The 2,889-nt window shown below is 52.6% G+C and carries 2 rRNA genes; both read right to left on the minus strand.

Features of this window, described 5'->3' with window-relative positions:
• Nucleotides 1-105: ribosomal RNA gene (rrf, locus tag SB816_RS29630) — 5S ribosomal RNA — on the minus strand; the annotation flags it as partial.
• A 200-nt stretch (nt 106-305) separates the two neighbouring features.
• Nucleotides 306-2,889, minus strand: a 23S ribosomal RNA gene (locus SB816_RS29635); the annotation flags it as partial.

Genomic DNA, 2,889 nt, shown 5'->3' on the forward strand with positions numbered 1-2,889 from the left:
ATGACCTACTTTCACAGACGTCCGTCCACTATCATCGGCGCAAAGGCGTTTCACTGTCCTGTTCGGGATGGGAAGGAGTGGTACCACCTTGCTATGGTCGTCAGGCGTAACGGGTTGAGAGATTGTCTTTGAGGACAACCGCTCCAATCTTGGAAGAAGCGCAACGTGTGGCGATCAGAGTGTGACTCGATGATCAACGCACAGTGGGTGTAATTGGTGTTGGCTGGCTGCTGACGGGGCAGCCAGATTTTGTATTGAACGACACTTGGAACGCTATATCACCAGGTCATAACCATCAGTGTTATAGGATCAAGCCTCACGAGCAATTAGTATCGGTTAGCTTAACGCATTACTGCGCTTCCACACCCGACCTATCAACGTCCTGGTCTCGAACGACTCTTTAGGGGGATCAAGTCCCCGGGATACCTAATCTTCAGACGAGTTTCCCGCTTAGATGCCTTCAGCGGTTATCTCTTCCGTACTTAGCTACCCGGCAATGCCATTGGCATGACAACCGGTACACCAGAGGTACGTCCACTCCGGTCCTCTCGTACTAGGAGCAGGCTCCGTCAAGTATCCAACGCCCACGGCAGATAGGGACCAAACTGTCTCACGACGTTTTAAACCCAGCTCACGTACCTCTTTAAATGGCGAACAGCCATACCCTTGGGACCGGCTACAGCCCCAGGATGAGATGAGCCGACATCGAGGTGCCAAACACCGCCGTCGATATGAACTCTTGGGCGGTATCAGCCTGTTATCCCCAGAGTACCTTTTATCCGTTGAGCGATGGCCCTTCCATTCAGAACCACCGGATCACTATGTCCTGCTTTCGCACCTGTTCGACTTGTCAGTCTCACAGTCAAGCACGCTTATGCCATTGCACTATCAGCACGATTTCCGACCGTACCTAGCGTACCTTCGAACTCCTCCGTTACACTTTGGGAGGAGACCGCCCCAGTCAAACTGCCCACCATGCACTGTCCCCGATCCGGATAACGGACCAAGGTTAGAACCGCAAACAAACCAGGGTGGTATTTCAAGGATGGCTCCACGTGATCTAGCGACCACGCTTCAAAGCCTCCCACCTATCCTACACAGGCCGGTTCACAGTCCAATGCAAAGCTACAGTAAAGGTTCATGGGGTCTTTCCGTCTAGCCGCGGGTAGATTGCATCATCACAAACACTTCAACTTCGCTGAGTCTCAGGAGGAGACAGTGTGGCCATCGTTACGCCATTCGTGCAGGTCGGAACTTACCCGACAAGGAATTTCGCTACCTTAGGACCGTTATAGTTACGGCCGCCGTTTACCGGGGCTTCGATCAAGAGCTTGCACCCCATCACTTAACCTTCCGGCACCGGGCAGGCGTCACACCCTATACGTCGACTTTCGTCTTTGCAGAGTGCTGTGTTTTTAATAAACAGTCGCAGCCACCGATTCTCTGCGACCCCATCATGCTAAGCGCGCAGGCGCTTCACACTACCGGGGTATACCTTCTCCCGAAGTTACGGTATCAATTTGCCGAGTTCCTTCTCCTGAGTTCTCTCAAGCGCCTTGGAATATTCATCCCGTCCACCTGTGTCGGTTTGCGGTACGGTCTCGTACAGCTGAAGCTTAGAGGCTTTTCTTGGAACCACTTCCAATCACTTCGCAAGCAATGCTCGCTCGTGCCGTACCCTTGATTTACGCGCCCGGATTTGCCTAAGCGCCATCTTCGATACGTCAACAGGGACATCCAACACCCTGATGATCTTCCGCGATCCGTCCCCCCATCGCACTGTACGACGGTGCTGGAATATTAACCAGCTTCCCATCAGCTACGCATCTCTGCCTCGCCTTAGGGGCCGACTCACCCTGCGCCGATGAACGTTGCGCAGGAAACCTTGGACTTACGGCGAGGGGGCTTTTCACCCCCTTTATCGCTACTCATGTCAGCATTCGCACTTCTGATACCTCCAGCAGCCTTTACAAGCCACCTTCGCAGGCTTACAGAACGCTCTCCTACCGCGTGCACAAAGTGCACACCCGCAGCTTCGGTTTATCGCTTAGCCCCGTTACATCTTCCGCGCAGGACGACTCGATCAGTGAGCTATTACGCTTTCTTTAAAGGATGGCTGCTTCTAAGCCAACCTCCTGACTGTCTATGCCTTCCCACTTCGTTTCCCACTTAGCGATAATTTGGGACCTTAGCTGGCGGTCTGGGTTGTTTCCCTCTTGAGTCCGGACGTTAGCACCCGGTGCTCTGTCTCCCAAGCTGTACTTGCGGGTATTCGGAGTTTGCCATAGTTTGGTAAGTCGCCATGACCCCCTAGCTATAACAGTGCTCTACCCCCCGCAGTAATACTTGAGGCACTACCTAAATAGTTTTCGGAGAGAACCAGCTATTTCCAGATTTGTTTAGCCTTTCACCCCTATCCACAGCTCATCCCCTAATTTTTCAACATTAGTGGGTTCGGTCCTCCAGCACGTGTTACCGTGCCTTCAACCTGGCCATGGATAGATCATCTGGTTTCGGGTCTACACCCAGCGACTGAATCGCCCTATTCGGACTCGCTTTCGCTACGGCTTCCCTATTCGGTTAACCTTGCCACTGAATGTAAGTCGCTGACCCATTATACAAAAGGTACGCAGTCACCCCACAAGGAGGCTCCTACTGTTTGTATGCATACGGTTTCAGGATCTATTTCACTCCCCTTCCGGGGTTCTTTTCGCCTTTCCCTCACGGTACTGGTTCACTATCGGTCGATCACGAGTATTTAGCCTTGGAGGATGGTCCCCCCATCTTCAAACAGGATTTCACGTGTCCCGCCCTACTTTTCTCACGCTTAGTTCCACACACAAAATTTCGTCTACAGGGCTATCACCTGCTACGGCCGGACTTTCCATT

It is taken from the genome of Achromobacter sp. SIMBA_011, assembly GCF_046535435.1.
In the GTDB taxonomy this organism is placed as follows: domain Bacteria; phylum Pseudomonadota; class Gammaproteobacteria; order Burkholderiales; family Burkholderiaceae_B; genus Achromobacter; species Achromobacter dolens.